General features: G+C 36.0%; 10 protein-coding genes. 9 read left to right on the top strand and 1 reads right to left on the bottom strand.

Features of this window, described 5'->3' with window-relative positions; genetic code table 11:
- Nucleotides 1–39 precede the first annotated feature (39 nt).
- The 9 genes from R2Q16_RS15150 (at nucleotide 40) to R2Q16_RS15110 (ending at nucleotide 14,831) form a co-directional block, all read left to right on the top strand.
- Complete coding sequence (locus tag R2Q16_RS15150) at nucleotides 40–3,066, top strand: tetratricopeptide repeat protein (RefSeq protein ID WP_316738104.1); 3,027 nt, start codon at nucleotides 40–42, stop codon at nucleotides 3,064–3,066.
- A gap of 4 nt (nucleotides 3,067–3,070) precedes the next feature.
- Nucleotides 3,071–4,768, top strand: a complete 1,698-nt coding sequence (locus tag R2Q16_RS15145; RefSeq protein ID WP_316738103.1) for a TonB-dependent receptor — start codon at nucleotides 3,071–3,073, stop codon at nucleotides 4,766–4,768.
- 50 nt (nucleotides 4,769–4,818) lie between these two features.
- Nucleotides 4,819–6,252: a hypothetical protein gene (locus R2Q16_RS15140; RefSeq protein WP_316738102.1), complete on the top strand. Its 1,434-nt coding sequence runs from the start codon at nucleotides 4,819–4,821 to the stop codon at nucleotides 6,250–6,252.
- Between the two features lies 1 nt (nucleotide 6,253).
- Nucleotides 6,254–6,958, top strand: coding sequence for a MotA/TolQ/ExbB proton channel family protein (locus R2Q16_RS15135; RefSeq protein WP_316738101.1), 705 nt, complete (start codon nucleotides 6,254–6,256; stop codon nucleotides 6,956–6,958).
- A complete protein-coding gene (locus R2Q16_RS15130; protein WP_290241328.1) occupies nucleotides 6,958–7,359 on the top strand; it encodes an ExbD/TolR family protein in 402 nt (133 codons plus the stop codon). The genes R2Q16_RS15135 and R2Q16_RS15130 overlap by 1 nt, the downstream gene beginning before the upstream one ends.
- Nucleotides 7,359–8,174, top strand: a complete 816-nt coding sequence (locus R2Q16_RS15125; RefSeq protein WP_316738099.1) for an energy transducer TonB — start codon at nucleotides 7,359–7,361, stop codon at nucleotides 8,172–8,174. The genes R2Q16_RS15130 and R2Q16_RS15125 overlap by 1 nt, the downstream gene beginning before the upstream one ends.
- A gap of 115 nt (nucleotides 8,175–8,289) precedes the next feature.
- Nucleotides 8,290–9,579, top strand: coding sequence for a folylpolyglutamate synthase/dihydrofolate synthase family protein (locus R2Q16_RS15120; RefSeq protein WP_316738098.1), 1,290 nt, complete (start codon nucleotides 8,290–8,292; stop codon nucleotides 9,577–9,579).
- A 69-nt stretch (nucleotides 9,580–9,648) separates the two neighbouring features.
- Nucleotides 9,649–11,307 carry an alkaline phosphatase PafA gene (pafA, locus tag R2Q16_RS15115; protein ID WP_316738097.1) on the top strand — a complete coding sequence of 553 codons (1,659 nt, stop codon included), beginning with the start codon at nucleotides 9,649–9,651 and terminating at the stop codon, nucleotides 11,305–11,307.
- 152 nt (nucleotides 11,308–11,459) lie between these two features.
- Nucleotides 11,460–14,831 carry a methylmalonyl-CoA mutase family protein gene (locus tag R2Q16_RS15110; RefSeq protein WP_316738096.1) on the top strand — a complete coding sequence of 1,124 codons (3,372 nt, stop codon included), beginning with the start codon at nucleotides 11,460–11,462 and terminating at the stop codon, nucleotides 14,829–14,831.
- Nucleotides 14,832–14,881: 50 nt separating this feature from the next.
- Here R2Q16_RS15110 and R2Q16_RS15105 read toward each other — a convergent pair whose 3' ends face one another.
- Nucleotides 14,882–15,862, bottom strand: coding sequence for an acyl-ACP desaturase (locus R2Q16_RS15105; protein ID WP_316738095.1), 981 nt, complete (start codon nucleotides 15,860–15,862; stop codon nucleotides 14,882–14,884).
- Nucleotides 15,863–16,025: the final 163 nt, after the last annotated feature.

The raw sequence follows: 16,025 nt of genomic DNA, 5'->3' as shown, positions 1-16,025 counted from the left end.
GATTATGATAGTTCATCCCCTTTGAAAAAAGATACACTAATGAAAAAAAAATACCTACTGGTTCCGCTTTTATTAGCAGGAAGTTTTAGCACATACGCACAAGTTAGCGCAGTGCAAAACCTCAATAAGAATTATCAAACAGGTTTAGAATTACTATACAACGAAAAATATACAGCAGCTTCTCAGCAATTTAAGCTTGTTGAACAGGTTCGTGTTAAGCCTTCATCACAATCTGAAAGTAATGCAGAACTAACCTTACTTAAGGAAAATGCTAAATTCTATGCCGCTGTTTGTGCTTTAGAATTAACCAATAGCGATGCAGAGAGTTTATTTCAATCTTTTATTCGCGATTATCCTTTAAATCCAAATACCAAGCTTGCCTATTTTTACGTTGGAAAAACTTATTTCAACCAGAAAAATTACGAGAAAGCATTAGAGTGGTTTGAAAAAACAGATCCTTCTACCCTTTCTGGCAAGCAAAGAAACGAGTACCAGTTTAAACAGGGTTATGCTTATTTCATGCTTAAAGACTATGAAAAAGCAGAACCACTTTTCGAAAAAGTAAAAAAAGAAGATGGTCAGTTTCAGGAAAGTGCAACTTATTATTTTGCCTATATAAACTACCTCAATAAAGAATACAAAACGGCTTTAGCAAATTTTGAAAAACTTAAAGGCTCGCCAACTTACGAAGCGAGTTATCCGTACTATATTACTTCTATGTATTATTTGGATGAGCGTTACGATGATGTAATCAGCTATGCTATTCCGGCAATGCAAAAAACTAAGCAACAGTTCGAACCTGAAATGTTGAGCTTGGTTGCCGCATCTTATTTCGCCAAAACAGATTTTAAAAACGCTGAAAAATACTTTGCTGATTTTTATTCGAAAGATAAAAACGATACCAAAAACAACCTTTTCATCTATCAATATGGCTACTCTTTATTTCAAAACAAGAAGTACAAAGAATCAGTTGCAGTATTAGAGAAATTGAATACGGATGATGTTTACTTGCAAAATGGTATGCACACTTTGGGTAAAGCTTTTATCCAATTAAATAATAAAGAAAAAGCGCAAAGTGCATTTTTCCGTGCATCTCGTTTAGATTTTGACAAAATTATTCAGGAAGAATCTTGGTTAAACTATGCTAAACTTAGTTATGAGCTAAACTTCCACCAACAAGCTTTAGAGGCTACGCAAGGCTTTTTAAAACAATTTCCAAAATCAAGAAAAATTAATGAAGCCAAAACTTTGCTGGGCGAGGTTTTATTAACAACCAAAAATTATCAGGCTGCAGTTGATATTTTAGAACCTATTCCGGATAAAAACCTCGAAGCTAAAGAAGCATATCAAAAGGTTACCTATTTCCGTGGCTTAGAGTTTTACAATGAAAGGGCTTTCCCTAATGCATTATCGATGTTCTTGCGTTCAGAGAAATTCCCTGAGGATAACGAGATTAATGCCCTAAATACGTATTGGAAAGCGGAATCGATGTACGAATTACGTAAATACGGTGAAGCAGTTTCTACTTTCGAGAAGTTTTTAAGAATGCCAGATGCCAATAAAACCGGCGTTTACAATTTCGCAAATTATGCGCTTGCCTATGCAGCTTTTGAAGATGAGAAATACAGCAAATCTGCAACATATTTCGAGCGTTTCTTGGCCGGTAATGATAAGGACCAAAAAACAATTGATGATGCAACCATCCGTTTAGCCGATTCATATTTTGTGAATAAAAGTTATGGCGATGCGATGAATAATTACAATAAAATTATCAGTCGCAAAACAAGTGCTGAAGATTATGCCCTTTTCCAAAAAGGTATGATTCAAGGTTTGGAAAATCAATACGACACCAAAATTGCGACGATGCAAGCTTTGTTAAAGCAGTTTCCTAATTCAAATTATGCTGATGATGCAGGTTTTGAAACCGCTTATACTTATTTCAACAAAGGTGATTTTGATAAATCTAAATCAGATTTGGTGGAATTGGTTGCAAAATATCCTCGCAGTAGTTATGTACCAAAAGCATTGGTCACAATTGGTTTGGTTCAGTACAATCAGGATCAGGATGATGCGGCTTTAGAATCTTTCAAAAAAGTAATTCGCGATTATCCAAGTGCTGATGAGGCTAAACAGGCTATGGAATCAATCAAAAACATCTATGTAGATAAAGGCGATGCAAATGGTTTCATGAGTTATGCAGGCACAACACCGCTAGGAAACTACTCTAACAGCGAGCAAGATAATATCGTTTTCTCGGCAGCTAACAATTTATACCTTAAAGGCGATGCAAATGGTGCTTTTCAGGCAATAAATGCGTATTTCGATAAGTTTCCAAAACCAATACATGATAAAGAAGGAAAGTTCATCAGAGCGGAATCTTTAGTAAAAATGGGTAGACCCGATGATGCAATTAAAGATTACGAATACATTTTAAATGATTGGACGAGTGACTACACAGAACGTTCATTATTGAGTATTTCTAAATTATTCCTTGATCAGAAAAAATACAACGAAGCTATCGTCTATTTAAAAAGGTTAGAAACCACAACAGATTACAAAGCGCATTATTCTTATGCAATTAACAATTTGTTAAAGGCTTATACCGCCTTAAATGCGCCAGATGATATGATTAAATATGCGCAGTTAACTAAGGAATCTGAAAAAGCATCTGAAGAAGAAAAAAATAGTTCGGGCTTATTTGCTGGCAAAGCATATTTATTAAAAGGCGATACAACTACCGCTGTAAAAGAATTCAAAAATGTGGTCGCCACAACTAAAACAATCGCGGCAGCAGAGGCAAAATATAACCTTGCATTTTTAGAATATAAAAAAGGAGATTATAAAACATCGAGCAAAACTTGTTTCGATTTGATAAACAATATGGCCTCTTACGATTATTGGGTAGCTAAATCATTTATTCTTTTATCAGATAACTATGTAGCGTTAAAAGATAATTTACAGGCAAAAAGTACGCTCTTGAGTATCATCGATAATTACGACAATAAAAACGATGATATTATACCAACAGCAAAGCAAAAATTAGAAAAAATAACCCCGAAGAAATAAAATTATGAAGTCGATTAAATATATATACAGCTCACTATTTTTTCTTTCTGCGGGATTAATGACAGTACAGGCGCAAGAGAAAAAACAAGAGGAAAAGGCAACCGTAAGCGAGGAAATTGAAGTTGTTCGTCCATATAAACCAATTCTGGCCGAAGCAGTTAAATTAAGAAGAAGCCCGAATTTGGACGATGTAAAAACCTATAAAGCCAGACTTAATTACAGCGTTACCGATAGAAAATTAGAAATCAACAGTGATATTCAAAAATTAAAAGCCCAAGCTTTAGTTGATGAAAAACAAACCGAACTAATTAACAATTATGTTAAAGGCGGTTTCGGTTCGCTTTCTACTTTACTAGGTGAAGTTTACATTAATAATGGCAGAGATGAAGGCTTGCAACTTGGCGGATATTTCAAACATTTCAGTCAGGAAGGAAAATTAAATAAACAAAATAGCAGCACTCAACAGCTAAGCTTATTTGGAAGAAGCATTTTACAAGATAATACGGTTAGCGGAAGATTAAATTTCGAACGCAATGGTGTTCACTTTTATGGCATCGATAACCTCCGCCCTACGTTAAATCCAAATCCGGAAAAACAAGCTTTCACTTTTATTGAGGCTGAAGGCGAACTGGTAAAAAACTACAAAGAGTCTGAAACGGATTTCAGCTATGCTTTAAAAGCAAATGCTTATTTATTAAATGATAGATTTGATGCGCAGGAAAGTTACCTTACTTTAAACGGATACCTGAACAAAAGAATCAGCTCTTTAAATTTAGGCTTGGCTGCTGCAACAGAGTTTGGTACAACTAAAGATGCTTTAACAAGTATTGGAAATAACTTATTACGCTTAAATCCTTACATCCGTTTACAGGTTAAGGGTGCCAAAGTTACTGCGGGAATCAACTTCGTACAGGAATTTGGAACAAATAGTCGCTCAAGAATTTTCCCTGCTGTAACTGCAGATTTTACGCTTATACCTGATTACTTACAGGTTTTTGGAGAAGTTAAAGGTGATGTTAACCGTAATTCGTTAAAAGGCTTTTCTGATGAAAACCCTTGGTTAAATACAAATGTTAACATCAAAAATACTGTAGAAAAATTAAGCATCAGTGCTGGTGTTAAAGGTACGGGCGGACCGGGTTTTGGCTACAAAGCACGTTTCTATATTAAACAACTAGAAGACATGCCATTGTTTATCAACAACTTTGGCGAGTTTAATAAATTTGATGTGATTTACGATTTCGGTACAGCTAAAATTACTGGTTTGGAAGGTGAAATTTCTGTACAAGTAAGCGATGCCTTAAAATGGACTGGTAAATTAAATATTGATGATTATAAACCTGCGCAAGAAACTTACAGCTGGTTTAAACCGGGCTTAAAAGTGAGTTCAAACTTGGTTTACAGTTACAATAAAAAATTAAGCTTCAACGCTGGTGTTGTAATGCAAGATGATGTAAAAGCAAAAGTTAACGTTCAACAACCTGTTCCACCAGCTTCTTATTTAATTCCTAACCCCTCAATCGAATCGATTGTAACGGTTAAAGGTTATGTAGATTTAGGTGTTGGTGCAGATTATCGCATAAATAACAAATTTGCTGTATTTGCAAAGGCAAACAACTTGCTTAACACCAACTACAGCAGATATTTATATTATCAGGTAAACGGTTTTAATATTTTTGGTGGCTTAACCTATTCTTTCTAACCCAATAATTATATTGTGTTGATTTAGAATAAAACGCTAATTTTACCCGAATGGACATCTTAATATACCTTTCAGAACTCCTCAGGCAACAAGACTCAGTTGGTATTACTGACTTGGGTACATTTTACAAGAAGAAATTTGCCGGAAGATACGACAAGGAGAAACAATCTTTTTTCCCGCCGGGATATACTTTGGAATTTACTGCGGTATTAAAAGAACAAGATTTGCTTTCGGATTACATCGCGGAGAAAAGAAATATTTCAAAAGATAGTGCAGTCTATTACATTTCTAAATTTGTTGAAGAAACCAATACAAAATTAGAACTCGAAAATGAAGCGGAACTCGAAAATATTGGTCGTTTATTTTTTACCGAACATGAAGGCTTAAGTTTTGAGCCATCGCAAAATATAACCTTGGGATCTAAATATTTTGGTCTGCCAAATGTTAAGGAAACTCAATCAACGGAAGATATTACGCCATCTGCGGATGCAAAGATTTCTGATGAAATTGTAAAACCTGAACATGAAGAAACTAATGATGATGAACAGGTTTATGATGAAATTGCTGAAGCGCCAACCCATCATCAAGAAGAAATAAAAGCTGAACAGCCTTTACCGGAAATTGAAAATATTGAATTAGATGAGGTTAAAGATGATTTAAAAAATACTTTAGCCAACTCACCTGATGTAGAAATTGTTGATGCTCCGGAATTTATTAAAGAGCAACACGAAGAGCATCCAAACCGTTTTGGGCATCAGCCGGAATCTGAAGAACCTAAAACATTTATAAATTTAGAAGAAGAACATACGCCGATAGAACATCACGTAATTGAAACGCCTGAGTTTATAAAGGAACAACATGCGGAGCGTCCTAATCGTTTTGGTCACGACCCAATGATTGAAGATGCGATTGTTGAAGACGAAAAATCAATTTGGTCTAAAATTTGGATATGCATAATTGTATTAATTGTAATTGCGGCAATTGCCTACTTTGTAAAACCGGAATGGTTTGGAAAGCAAAAGGCGGTAACTGCCGATTCTACATTGGTTAAAAAAGATACAACGGCATCTGTTGTTGCTGTGGATAGTACCAAGTTAAAGCAAGATTCAACTGCTAAAACGGATAGCATCTTAAAGGCAAATCAGGTAGGAAAATCGATTGATTCTGCAAAAAAAACACAGGCGGTTGGTATTAAGCCACCATCAGCTGTTAAAGCGGAAACTGCAACCGTTATTAATGCTGCGAATTCAACATTCGACGTAATTGCAGCTTCTTTTCAATCGGAAAGTAAAGCCAAGGTATTTATTAAGCAAATGGAGAAATATGGCTTAAAGGCTAAAATTGCAAATTTACCAGGCAGACTCAAGAAAGTAAGCATTGCATCTTTTAAAACAGAAGCTGAAGCACGTACACAAAGACCAGAATTGGCAAAAAAGATAAAAATTAAAGAACTAGATATAATTCAAGTAAACAACACACCATAAAATGATAACTTTATTAATTCAGGATACCACACAAGCATTACAAGATACAGCAAATGCGGTTAACCAGGCTTTAACGCAACCAGCTGAAGAGCTACACTTTATTGATTTATTATTTAAAGGCGGATGGGTAATGATTCCATTGGCATTTTTAGCTTTTTTAGCATTGGTAATTTTCGTTGAACGTTATTTAACCATCAAAAAAGCTACAAAAGATGAATCAAACTTAATGGTTCAGATTAGACAGTACATCCAATCGGGTAATTTAGATGGCGCTATGGCTTTGTTAAGAAACAACAATTCTCCGCTTTCTCGTATGTTGCAAAAAGGTTTGAGAAGAATCGGTCGCCCAATTAAAGATATTGAAGGTGCAATCGAAAACGTTGGTAAGCTTGAAGTTTCTAAACTTGAAAAAAACATCAGCATTTTAGGTATTGTTGCTGGTATTGCGCCAATGCTAGGTTTCGTAGGTACAATTGTTGGGGTAATTACCATTTTCCACCAGGTATCAATTAAAGGCGCTATCGAAATCGGCACAATTTCTGGCGGTTTATACACTAAAATGATTACATCTGCTACCGGATTAATTATCGGTATTATTGCTTACGTATTATACCACATCTTAAATATTATGGTTGAAAAAATTATCCTTAAAATGGAAACTGATGCCATCGATTTTATTGATTTATTAGAAGAACCAAGTAAATAATGAATTTAAGAAAGAGAACAAGAGGCTCAGTAGAAGTACATACATCGGCATTAAACGATATTATGTTCTTTTTGATGCTGTTTTTTCTGCTGGCTTCAGCGGTAGTGAATCCGCAGGTTGTAAAATTATTGCTTCCACAATCTTCTAGCGGACAACAATCTACAGCAAAAAAAGCAGTTACGGTAAGTATAGACGAAAAGTTTAATTATTTCGTTGATAAAAAACCAGTATCTGCTGATGGTTTACAAGCATCTATTGAAGCTTATCAAAAAGTTGCGCCAGATATGACCATCATTTTATATGTTGCAAAAAATGTTCCGGCAGAGAATATAATGGTTGCTTATGATGTAGCTAATAAATTAAGATTAAAGCTTGTTTTAGCAGTTGAGCCTAAAAAATAATGAATACCACAGAAGAAAATAATTATCCGAAAGCCATTGCCATATCTACCGGGATTATGGGAGTTTTGCTTGCAATTAGTTTTCTAATTGTGATAAACTCTTTTGAACCGCCTGAAGAATTTGGAATGGGTGGCATGGTTGTAAATTACGGAACTTCTGCAGAAGGTATGGGAGATGATTATACCAGCATTGAAGAACCATCTGCCGACCCAAATGCAAATAATAAAGCACCGGATAAAGTTGTACCCGAAGAAAAAGTTACAGATAATACAACTGTAGAAACTGGCGACAAGGAAATTCAGACGCAAAACACCGAGGATGCCATTAGTGTAAATACGAAACCAACTAAAACAGCTACAAAAACACCAACCACTGCAACAGAAGAAAAACCAAGTCAGCCGACAATTAACCAAAATGCTCTGTACAAAGGCAAAAAAAGTACCGGGCAAGGTGGTGGCGATGGTACAGGAAATACAGCGGGTAATCAGGGTTCAATAAATGGAGATCCCTTAGCAAATAATTACGGTGAAGGTGGTTCTGGTTTTGGCAACACGCCTATTCCTTTAAGACGTTTTTCTAACCTGGTTACACCACAAGATGATGGACAGAAAAGAGGGAAAATTGTTATCCGAATTTATTTTAATAAAGCCGGAAACATCACCAGTGCCAGACAAGAATTAAAAGGTTCTACAATTACCGATACAGAATTGGTTAACAAATGTATTCAGGCAATTATGAACTCAAGTTTAAGTAAATCTGATGTTGGTAACGATAACCAAACAGGCGTAGTCGTCTTCAACTTTAAAGTGAATTAATTCATTAACCTTTAAATTTATTAAATGGTCTGTGTTTCTACAGACCATTTTTCATTTATAATCTTCTCATTTCTTTTCATAATAAAAATAAGTCGGCATATATTTGACTACAATTATGAACTACCAGCAAACGCTTGATTTTTTATACAGTAAACTTCCAATGTTTACCAGAGTTGGTGCATCTGCATTTAAGAAAGATTTAACTAACACAATTGTTTTGTGTAAAGCGATTGGTAATCCTCAACATCAATTCAAAAGCTTGCACATTGCTGGCACAAACGGAAAAGGTTCAACATCGCATATGTTGGCTTCCATCTTACAAGCACAAGGCTACAAAACCGGACTTTACACCTCCCCTCATTTAAAAGATTTCCGCGAACGCATCCGTATTAATGGAAAAATGATGAGCAAAGCTGATGTAAAAAGTTTTGTTTCAAACAATAAAAAGTTAATTGAGCAAATAGAACCTTCTTTTTTCGAAGTTACAGTTGCAATGGCTTTCGAGCATTTTGCTAAACACGAAGTGGATGTTGCAGTTATTGAAGTAGGTTTAGGCGGTCGCCTAGATTCTACAAACATCATCACACCAGAAATTTCAGTTATCACAAATATCAGCTTGGATCATACCAATATGTTGGGCAACACGCTAGGCGAAATAGCAGGTGAAAAAGCGGGCATCATTAAAAAAAATATTCCGGCTGTTATCGGCGAAACGCAAAGCGAATCGAAATCGGTTTTCATCCGCAAAGCGGAAGAAGTTAATGCACCAATATACTTTGCTGATGAAATACTGAAAGCAAATGATATCAGTATTAAAAACAATAAGCTCTCGCTCACAATCACTACTGGTGATAAAATAAAATACCAGAATTTGCAGTGCGATTTAACTGGTCTTTATCAACCTAAAAATATATTGACGGTAGTAAAAGCTATTGAGATTTTAAATGAGCAATCTAAATTTTCGATAGCTGATGATGCACTTTACCAAGGATTGAGAAACGTAAAAAAATTCACTCAACTTCAAGGCAGGTGGCAAACCTTAAGCAAAAACCCATTGATAATTTGCGATACCGGACATAATGAAGCTGGTATTTCGGAGGTGGTGAAAAATATACAATCAACGCCCCATAAAAACCTCCACATCGTTTTCGGAATGGTCAAAGATAAAGACATCACTAAAGTTTTATCGCTCATGCCATCAAATGCAACTTACTATTTTTGCAAGCCAGATTTAGAAAGAGGCTTAGCCGCTGATGAACTGAAACAGCAAGCAAGCGCTTTTAATTTAATTGGTAATAATTTCAATTCTGTTGATGAAGCAAGAAAAGCGGCCATTTCTGCTGCCGAAAAAGATGACTTAATATTTATTGGCGGCAGCACTTTCGTTGTTGCCGAAGCGATATAAAAACTTTACAGAAAGTTCAAAAGTTCTTCATTTTAAAATCCTTAATTTAGGCCTTTAAACTAAAATATAATGAAGAAAATTTCGTACTTGTTTCTTTCCCTATCCCTACTCTCACACACTTTTACATCAGCCCAAACAAAAAAAGCACCTGCTTCAGCGGCTAAAGCATATCCTGCTGAAGTTGCCAGACCAAAATTGGTTGTTGGTTTAGTTGTAGACCAAATGCGTTGGGATTATTTGTACCGTTTTTACAATCGTTACTCAAACGGAGGTTTCAAAAGATTAATTAACGAAGGTTTTTCAGTTGAAAATACTTTAATTCCTTACACACCAACTTACACGGCGGTTGGGCATACAACAATTTACACAGGTTCTGTTCCTGCGGTTCATGGAATAATTGGAAACGATTGGTATGATTCTGAAACCAAGAAAAATGTGTATTGCACTGAAGATTCTACGGTTGTAACGGTTGGAAGTTCGCCATCATCAGAAGGTAACATGTCGCCAAAAAACATGCTTACCACAACCATTACTGATGAGTTAAGGTTAGCAACGAACTTTAAAGGTAAAGTAATAGGCATTTCACTAAAAGACAGGGGTTCTATCCTACCCGCTGGTCATGCAGCAAATGCAGCTTACTGGTATCAGGGCAGCACAGGCAACTGGATTACAAGCTCTTATTATATGAAAGAAGTTCCAATGTGGATTGCTGACTATAATAAAATGAAACTTGCCAATAAATTCTACGCCAAAAACTGGGAAACCTTATATCCAATTAATACCTATACGAGCAGCACAGCTGATGAAAAAGATTATGAAGGAAAAAATAGCACTTTCCCACATTTGCTAACTCAAAACATCGACAAGAATTTTGATGCAATCAGAAGCACACCTTACGGTAATACCATTACTTTAGATTTAGCTAAACTTGCAATTTTATCGGAAGATTTAGGTCAGGATAACATTACAGATTTTCTTGCGGTGAGTTGCTCATCAACGGATTATGTTGGTCACGCTTACGGACCAAATTCTGTAGAACTTGAAGATACTTATTTACGTTTAGACAAAGATTTTGAAGATTTCTTTAATTATTTAGATAAAAAGGTTGGTAAAGGAAACTACACTGTTTTCTTAAGTGCCGACCATGCTGTAGCACACGTACCGGGCTTTATGAAGGAAAACAAACTTCCGGCAGGTATTGTAAGCGATAGAGATATCGTTTTTAAATTGAATGCTTTCTTAAACGAAAAATTCAAAGTGAATAATGTGGTTTTAAAATCAATGAACAACCAGATTCATTTCGACCACGATAAAACTGATAATTTAAACGTAAGTTTTGATGTAATTAAAGCCGCTTCAATTGAATTTTTGAAAAGATTGGATGGTTTTGCAAACGTAGTGGATGTATCAAGAGTTTCATTAGCTACTTTGCCAGAAGTGCAGAAAAGAATGATTACCAATGGATATAATGCCCGCAGAAGTGGCGATTTGTATTACATCTTAAATCCAAATTGGTTTAACGGAAGTAGCACGGGCACTACGCATGGCAACTGGAATCCTTACGATGCACACATTCCATTAGTGTTTATGGGTTGGGGAATTAAACCTGGTGCAACCAATAAAACACATTACATGACAGATATTGCGCCAACACTTGCAGCACTGTTGCATATTCAAATGCCTAACGGTACAGTTGGAGAACCAATTACAGAAATCACTAACAAATAACAATAAAAAGCCAGTTTATAAACTGGCTTTTTTTATTTATAATGAGTATCAATTCTATTAATAAAATAACCACGTAATAAGTAATTCTTACATTTGCATACACCAGATATAATCAGAAAGAAAAGCAATCTTCTTTCTAAAAACACTGCAATATGCAACAAGTAGAAATATATAAACCCATTAATAAAATCCGTTTCGTTACCGCTGCTTCCCTTTTCGATGGCCATGATGCAACCATTAACATCATGCGCAGAATATTACAATCATCAGGGGCAGAAGTTATCCATTTAGGCCATAATCGTTCGGTTGAAGAGGTTGTTAACTGTGCCATTCAGGAAGATGTTCAAGGCATTGCAATGACTTCCTATCAGGGCGGACATATCGAATATTTCAAATATATGTTTGATTTACTTCAGGAAAGGGGTTCAGGCCACATTAAAATTTTTGCAGGTGGTGGTGGCGTAATTCTCCCTTCAGAAATTGAAGAACTAGAAGCGTATGGCATCTCCAAAATTTATTCTCCTGATGATGGTAGAAGAATGGGTTTACAAGGCATGATTAACGATATGTTGCAAAAAACTGATTTTATAACAAAATCTGAAATCACTACAGAACTAAAAACCATCCCTGAAAAAGATATTAAAGCAATTGCAGGCGCAATTACCGTTGCAGAAAATGATCCGGAAGGTGCTCAAACTTTTGTTGATGAATTAAAAAAACTTTCAAGCAATAATAGCGCACCAATCTTGGGCATTACAGGTACAGGTGGTGCAGGAAAATCATCATTGGTTGATGAATTGGTTAGACGCTTTTTAATCGAAGTAAAGGATAAAACCCTTGCCATTATTTCTGTTGATCCATCTAAAAGAAAAACTGGTGGCGCATTGTTGGGCGATAGAATCCGCATGAATGCGATTAATAACCCAAGAGTTTACATGAGATCGTTGGCCACCCGACAGGCTAATTTGGCGCTTTCTAAAAACGTTCAGGAAAGTATAGATATTTGTAAGGCTGCTGGTTACGATTTAATCATTGTCGAAACTTCTGGTATTGGTCAATCCGATACAGAGATAACAGAACATTGCGATGTTTCTCTTTATGTAATGACACCCGAATTTGGTGCGGCCACGCAATTAGAAAAAATTGACATGCTCGATTTTGCTGATTTAGTCGCTATAAATAAATTTGATAAACGTGGTGCCCTTGATGCACTACGTGATGTTCGCAAGCAATACAAACGCAATCATAATATCTTTGATGCAAAAGATGAGGAAATACCGGTTTTTGGAACAATGGCATCTCAATTTAATGATCCGGGAATGAATAATTTATTTGCTGCTTTAATGGAGCAAATTAAAAGTAAGACAGGAACGGATTTTCAAGCTAAAATGGAGCTTACAGCCGAGCAATCTGAAAAAATCTACATTATCCCACCTGATAGAATTCGTTATTTGGCAGAAATTGCAGAATCTAGTCAAACCTATAATGAATGGGTTGATAAACAAAGTAAGATTGCCAGAAAAATGTACCAGTTAAAAGGTGTAATTGATTTGGCCAATGAAAATAAAGACCTCGCAATTGGTTCAGGTTTAGCAGAAGCTTATACCTTTTTCGAAGAACAATTAGATGGAGAATGCAAAAGATTGCTTCGCCAATGGCCAGAAACTAAAAGAAGTTATAAGGAAGAATTTTTTATTTACAAGGTACGTGATAAAGAAATTAAGCAGCCACTTTACTACGAATCACTATCAAAACTAAATATTCCAAAAGTTTCTTTGCCAAGGTATGAAGACTGGGGAGATATTTTAAGATGGCTACTTACCGAAAATCTACCAGGAGAATTTCCTTATGCAGCAGGTGTTTTTCCACTTAAAAGAGATGGAGAAGACCCGACAAGAATGTTTGCCGGAGAAGGTGGTCCTGAGCGTACGAACAAAAGATTTCACTATGTATCTTTAGGTCAGCCCGCTCATCGCTTATCTACCGCATTCGATTCTGTAACCTTATATGGTGAAGACCCACACATTCGTCCAGATATTTATGGTAAAATCGGAAATTCTGGAGTGAGCATCGCAACGCTTGACGACGCTAAAAAACTGTATTCAGGCTTCGATTTATGCGCACCATCAACATCTGTTTCAATGACAATAAATGGGCCAGCGCCAATGCTGTTAGGTTTTTTTATGAATGCGGCTATTGACCAACAGTGCGAAAAGTATATTAAAGAAAATGGCTTGGAAGATGAGGTAAATAGTAAAATCGATTCTATATATAAATCTAAAAACTTAAGCCGACCAACCTATAACGGCAAACTGCCGGAAGGAAATAATGGATTAGGGTTAATGCTTTTAGGCACAACCGGAGATCAGGTTTTACCAGCTGACGTTTACTCGAAAATTAAGGCATTTGCCATCAGTTCTGTTCGTGGAACAGTACAGGCAGATATTTTGAAGGAAGACCAAGCGCAAAACACCTGTATTTTCTCTACTGAATTTGCTTTGAGAATGATGGGCGATATCCAGAAGTATTTTATTGATGAAAAAGTGAGAAACTTTTATTCGGTATCCATATCAGGCTACCACATTGCAGAAGCAGGCGCCAATCCAATTTCGCAGTTGGCTTTCACCCTAAGTAATGGATTTACATTTGTCGAATATTATTTAAGCAGAGGAATGAATATCGATGATTTCGCACCAAATCTTTCCTTCTTCTTCTCAAACGGAATCGATCCGGAGTATGCAGTTATTGGCCGCGTAGCACGAAGAATTTGGGCAAAAGCCATTAAGAATAAATACAAAGGAAACGACCGCTCTCAAAAACTAAAATATCACATTCAAACTTCTGGTCGTTCTTTACATGCACAAGAAATAGATTTCAACGATATTCGAACCACGCTCCAGGCGTTATACGCTATCTACGATAACTGTAACTCGCTCCATACCAATGCTTACGACGAAGCGATTACTACGCCCACAGAAGAATCTGTGCGTAGAGCAATGGCAATTCAACTTATAATCAACAGAGAATTAGGTTTAGCAAAAAATGAGAACCCACTTCAAGGTGCATTCATTATCGAAGAACTCACAGATTTAGTTGAAGAAGCAGTTTTGGCAGAATTTAAACGAATAAACGACCGAGGTGGTGTTTTAGGCGCAATGGAAACCATGTATCAACGGGGTAAAATCCAGGAAGAAAGTTTATATTATGAAACCTTAAAACATACCGGAGAATTCCCAATCGTAGGCGTAAATACATTCTTAAATAAAAACGGCTCACCGACAATTGTTCCCGGAGAAGTAATTCGTGCTACCGAAGAAGAAAAACAATATCAAATTGAAACCTTAAAGTCATTTCAAAAACGAAATGACGATAAATCAGAAATCACTTTAAAACATCTTCAGAAAGCTGCAATAGCCGGAGAAAACATTTTTGAGCACTTAATGGAAGTCTGCAAAGTTTGCTCATTAGGTCAAATCAGCAATGCACTCTACGAAGTTGGCGGACAGTACAGAAGAAATATGTAATACAAAAAAGGCCACGATTAAATCGTGGCCTTCAACAAATATTTTAGAGATTAGCCGGCAATCCAGCTAAATTTATAATCAATAGTTGGGTTTTTCATACGCTCTGCAACACGTAAAAGTCTTGCTGGTAAATTCATGATATAATCACGGGCCTTTTCACCAGCCTCATCCAAATCACGCATTCCATCAATCTTCCAATCAACAATTAATTGTTGCATAATATCAACATAATCAACAGCTGTGTAGACACCAAGTCTTTGTGCAGCATCAGTAAAATGACCGAACGTTTGTCCGATTTTTAAACCAACTTCACGAAGAAAATGTGCTGGCATCACAATTTTCTTACGCATCATATCTTCAAAAGCTACCATCGCTTCGTTTGGATCAACCTCAAAAATACGGTTCATAAAATCTTTGTACGCTTTTGCATGGCGGGCCTCATCTGATGCAATTGTACCGCACATTTTTGATAATAAAGTATCACCATCCTTTTTAGCTAAAGAAGCAACACGTCTGTGCGAAATATTAGTTGCCATCTCCTGGAAAGAAGTATAGATAAAGTTACGATATGGATCATGCCCTGTACCAATATCAAAACCATCAGCAATTAAATATTGAGTAGAAATTTCCATTTGGCGCATATCAACACGACCAGAAAGATATAAATACTTATTCAGTAAGTCACCATGACGGTTTTCTTCTGCAGTCCAATGTCTGTTCCACTTCATCCAACCACCATCTTCCTTCATACTCGGTCCTTCCACCATCGCCAACCACGATTCATAAGTAGGCAAAGCCTCTTCAGTAATCGTATCACCAATTAAAACCGCTACCAAATCGTAAGAAAGATCTTTAGCTTTCTCTCTTAAGTTTCTAATATCTTGATAAAATGTGTCACTTGTAGAATCAGGTAAGAAATCCGATGGCTGCCAGTTCGTATCAATTGGTTTTAGATAGGTATCCATAGATTCAAGCATATATTTTTCAATATGCGTCATTACTTCTCTCCTCTTATCTGCAAAAAAACTCATTCTTATTCTATATATTGTTGTTAACAAAGATAACCAAATATTACGGCAAACCTTACAATATTAACACAATTGACCATAATCAGTTTTAAATGTTACCATTATTACATTTATAGTTAGGAAATAATAGAGAAAAATACCTTAAAATTCAGTTATCTAGAATTCT

It is taken from the genome of Pedobacter aquatilis (assembly GCF_032678425.1).
Taxonomy (GTDB): domain Bacteria; phylum Bacteroidota; class Bacteroidia; order Sphingobacteriales; family Sphingobacteriaceae; genus Pedobacter; species Pedobacter aquatilis_B.
The sequence above is the reverse complement of the archived record's forward strand: the minus strand, read 5'-3'. Positions and strand labels throughout refer to the sequence as shown.

Bases quoted from the DNA above. Each gene is read 5' to 3' on its own strand.
- R2Q16_RS15150 (WP_316738104.1), top strand. From the start codon at position 40: ATGAAAAAAAAATACCTACTGGTTCCGCTTTTATTAGCAGGAAGTTTT.
- R2Q16_RS15145 (WP_316738103.1), top strand. From the start codon at position 3,071: ATGAAGTCGATTAAATATATATACAGCTCACTATTTTTTCTTTCTGCG.
- R2Q16_RS15140 (WP_316738102.1), top strand. From the start codon at position 4,819: ATGGACATCTTAATATACCTTTCAGAACTCCTCAGGCAACAAGACTCA.
- R2Q16_RS15135 (WP_316738101.1), top strand. From the start codon at position 6,254: ATGATAACTTTATTAATTCAGGATACCACACAAGCATTACAAGATACA.
- R2Q16_RS15130 (WP_290241328.1), top strand. From the start codon at position 6,958: ATGAATTTAAGAAAGAGAACAAGAGGCTCAGTAGAAGTACATACATCG.
- R2Q16_RS15125 (WP_316738099.1), top strand. From the start codon at position 7,359: ATGAATACCACAGAAGAAAATAATTATCCGAAAGCCATTGCCATATCT.
- R2Q16_RS15120 (WP_316738098.1), top strand. From the start codon at position 8,290: ATGAACTACCAGCAAACGCTTGATTTTTTATACAGTAAACTTCCAATG.
- pafA (WP_316738097.1), top strand. From the start codon at position 9,649: ATGAAGAAAATTTCGTACTTGTTTCTTTCCCTATCCCTACTCTCACAC.
- R2Q16_RS15110 (WP_316738096.1), top strand. From the start codon at position 11,460: ATGCAACAAGTAGAAATATATAAACCCATTAATAAAATCCGTTTCGTT.
- R2Q16_RS15105 (WP_316738095.1), bottom strand. From the start codon at position 15,862: ATGAGTTTTTTTGCAGATAAGAGGAGAGAAGTAATGACGCATATTGAA.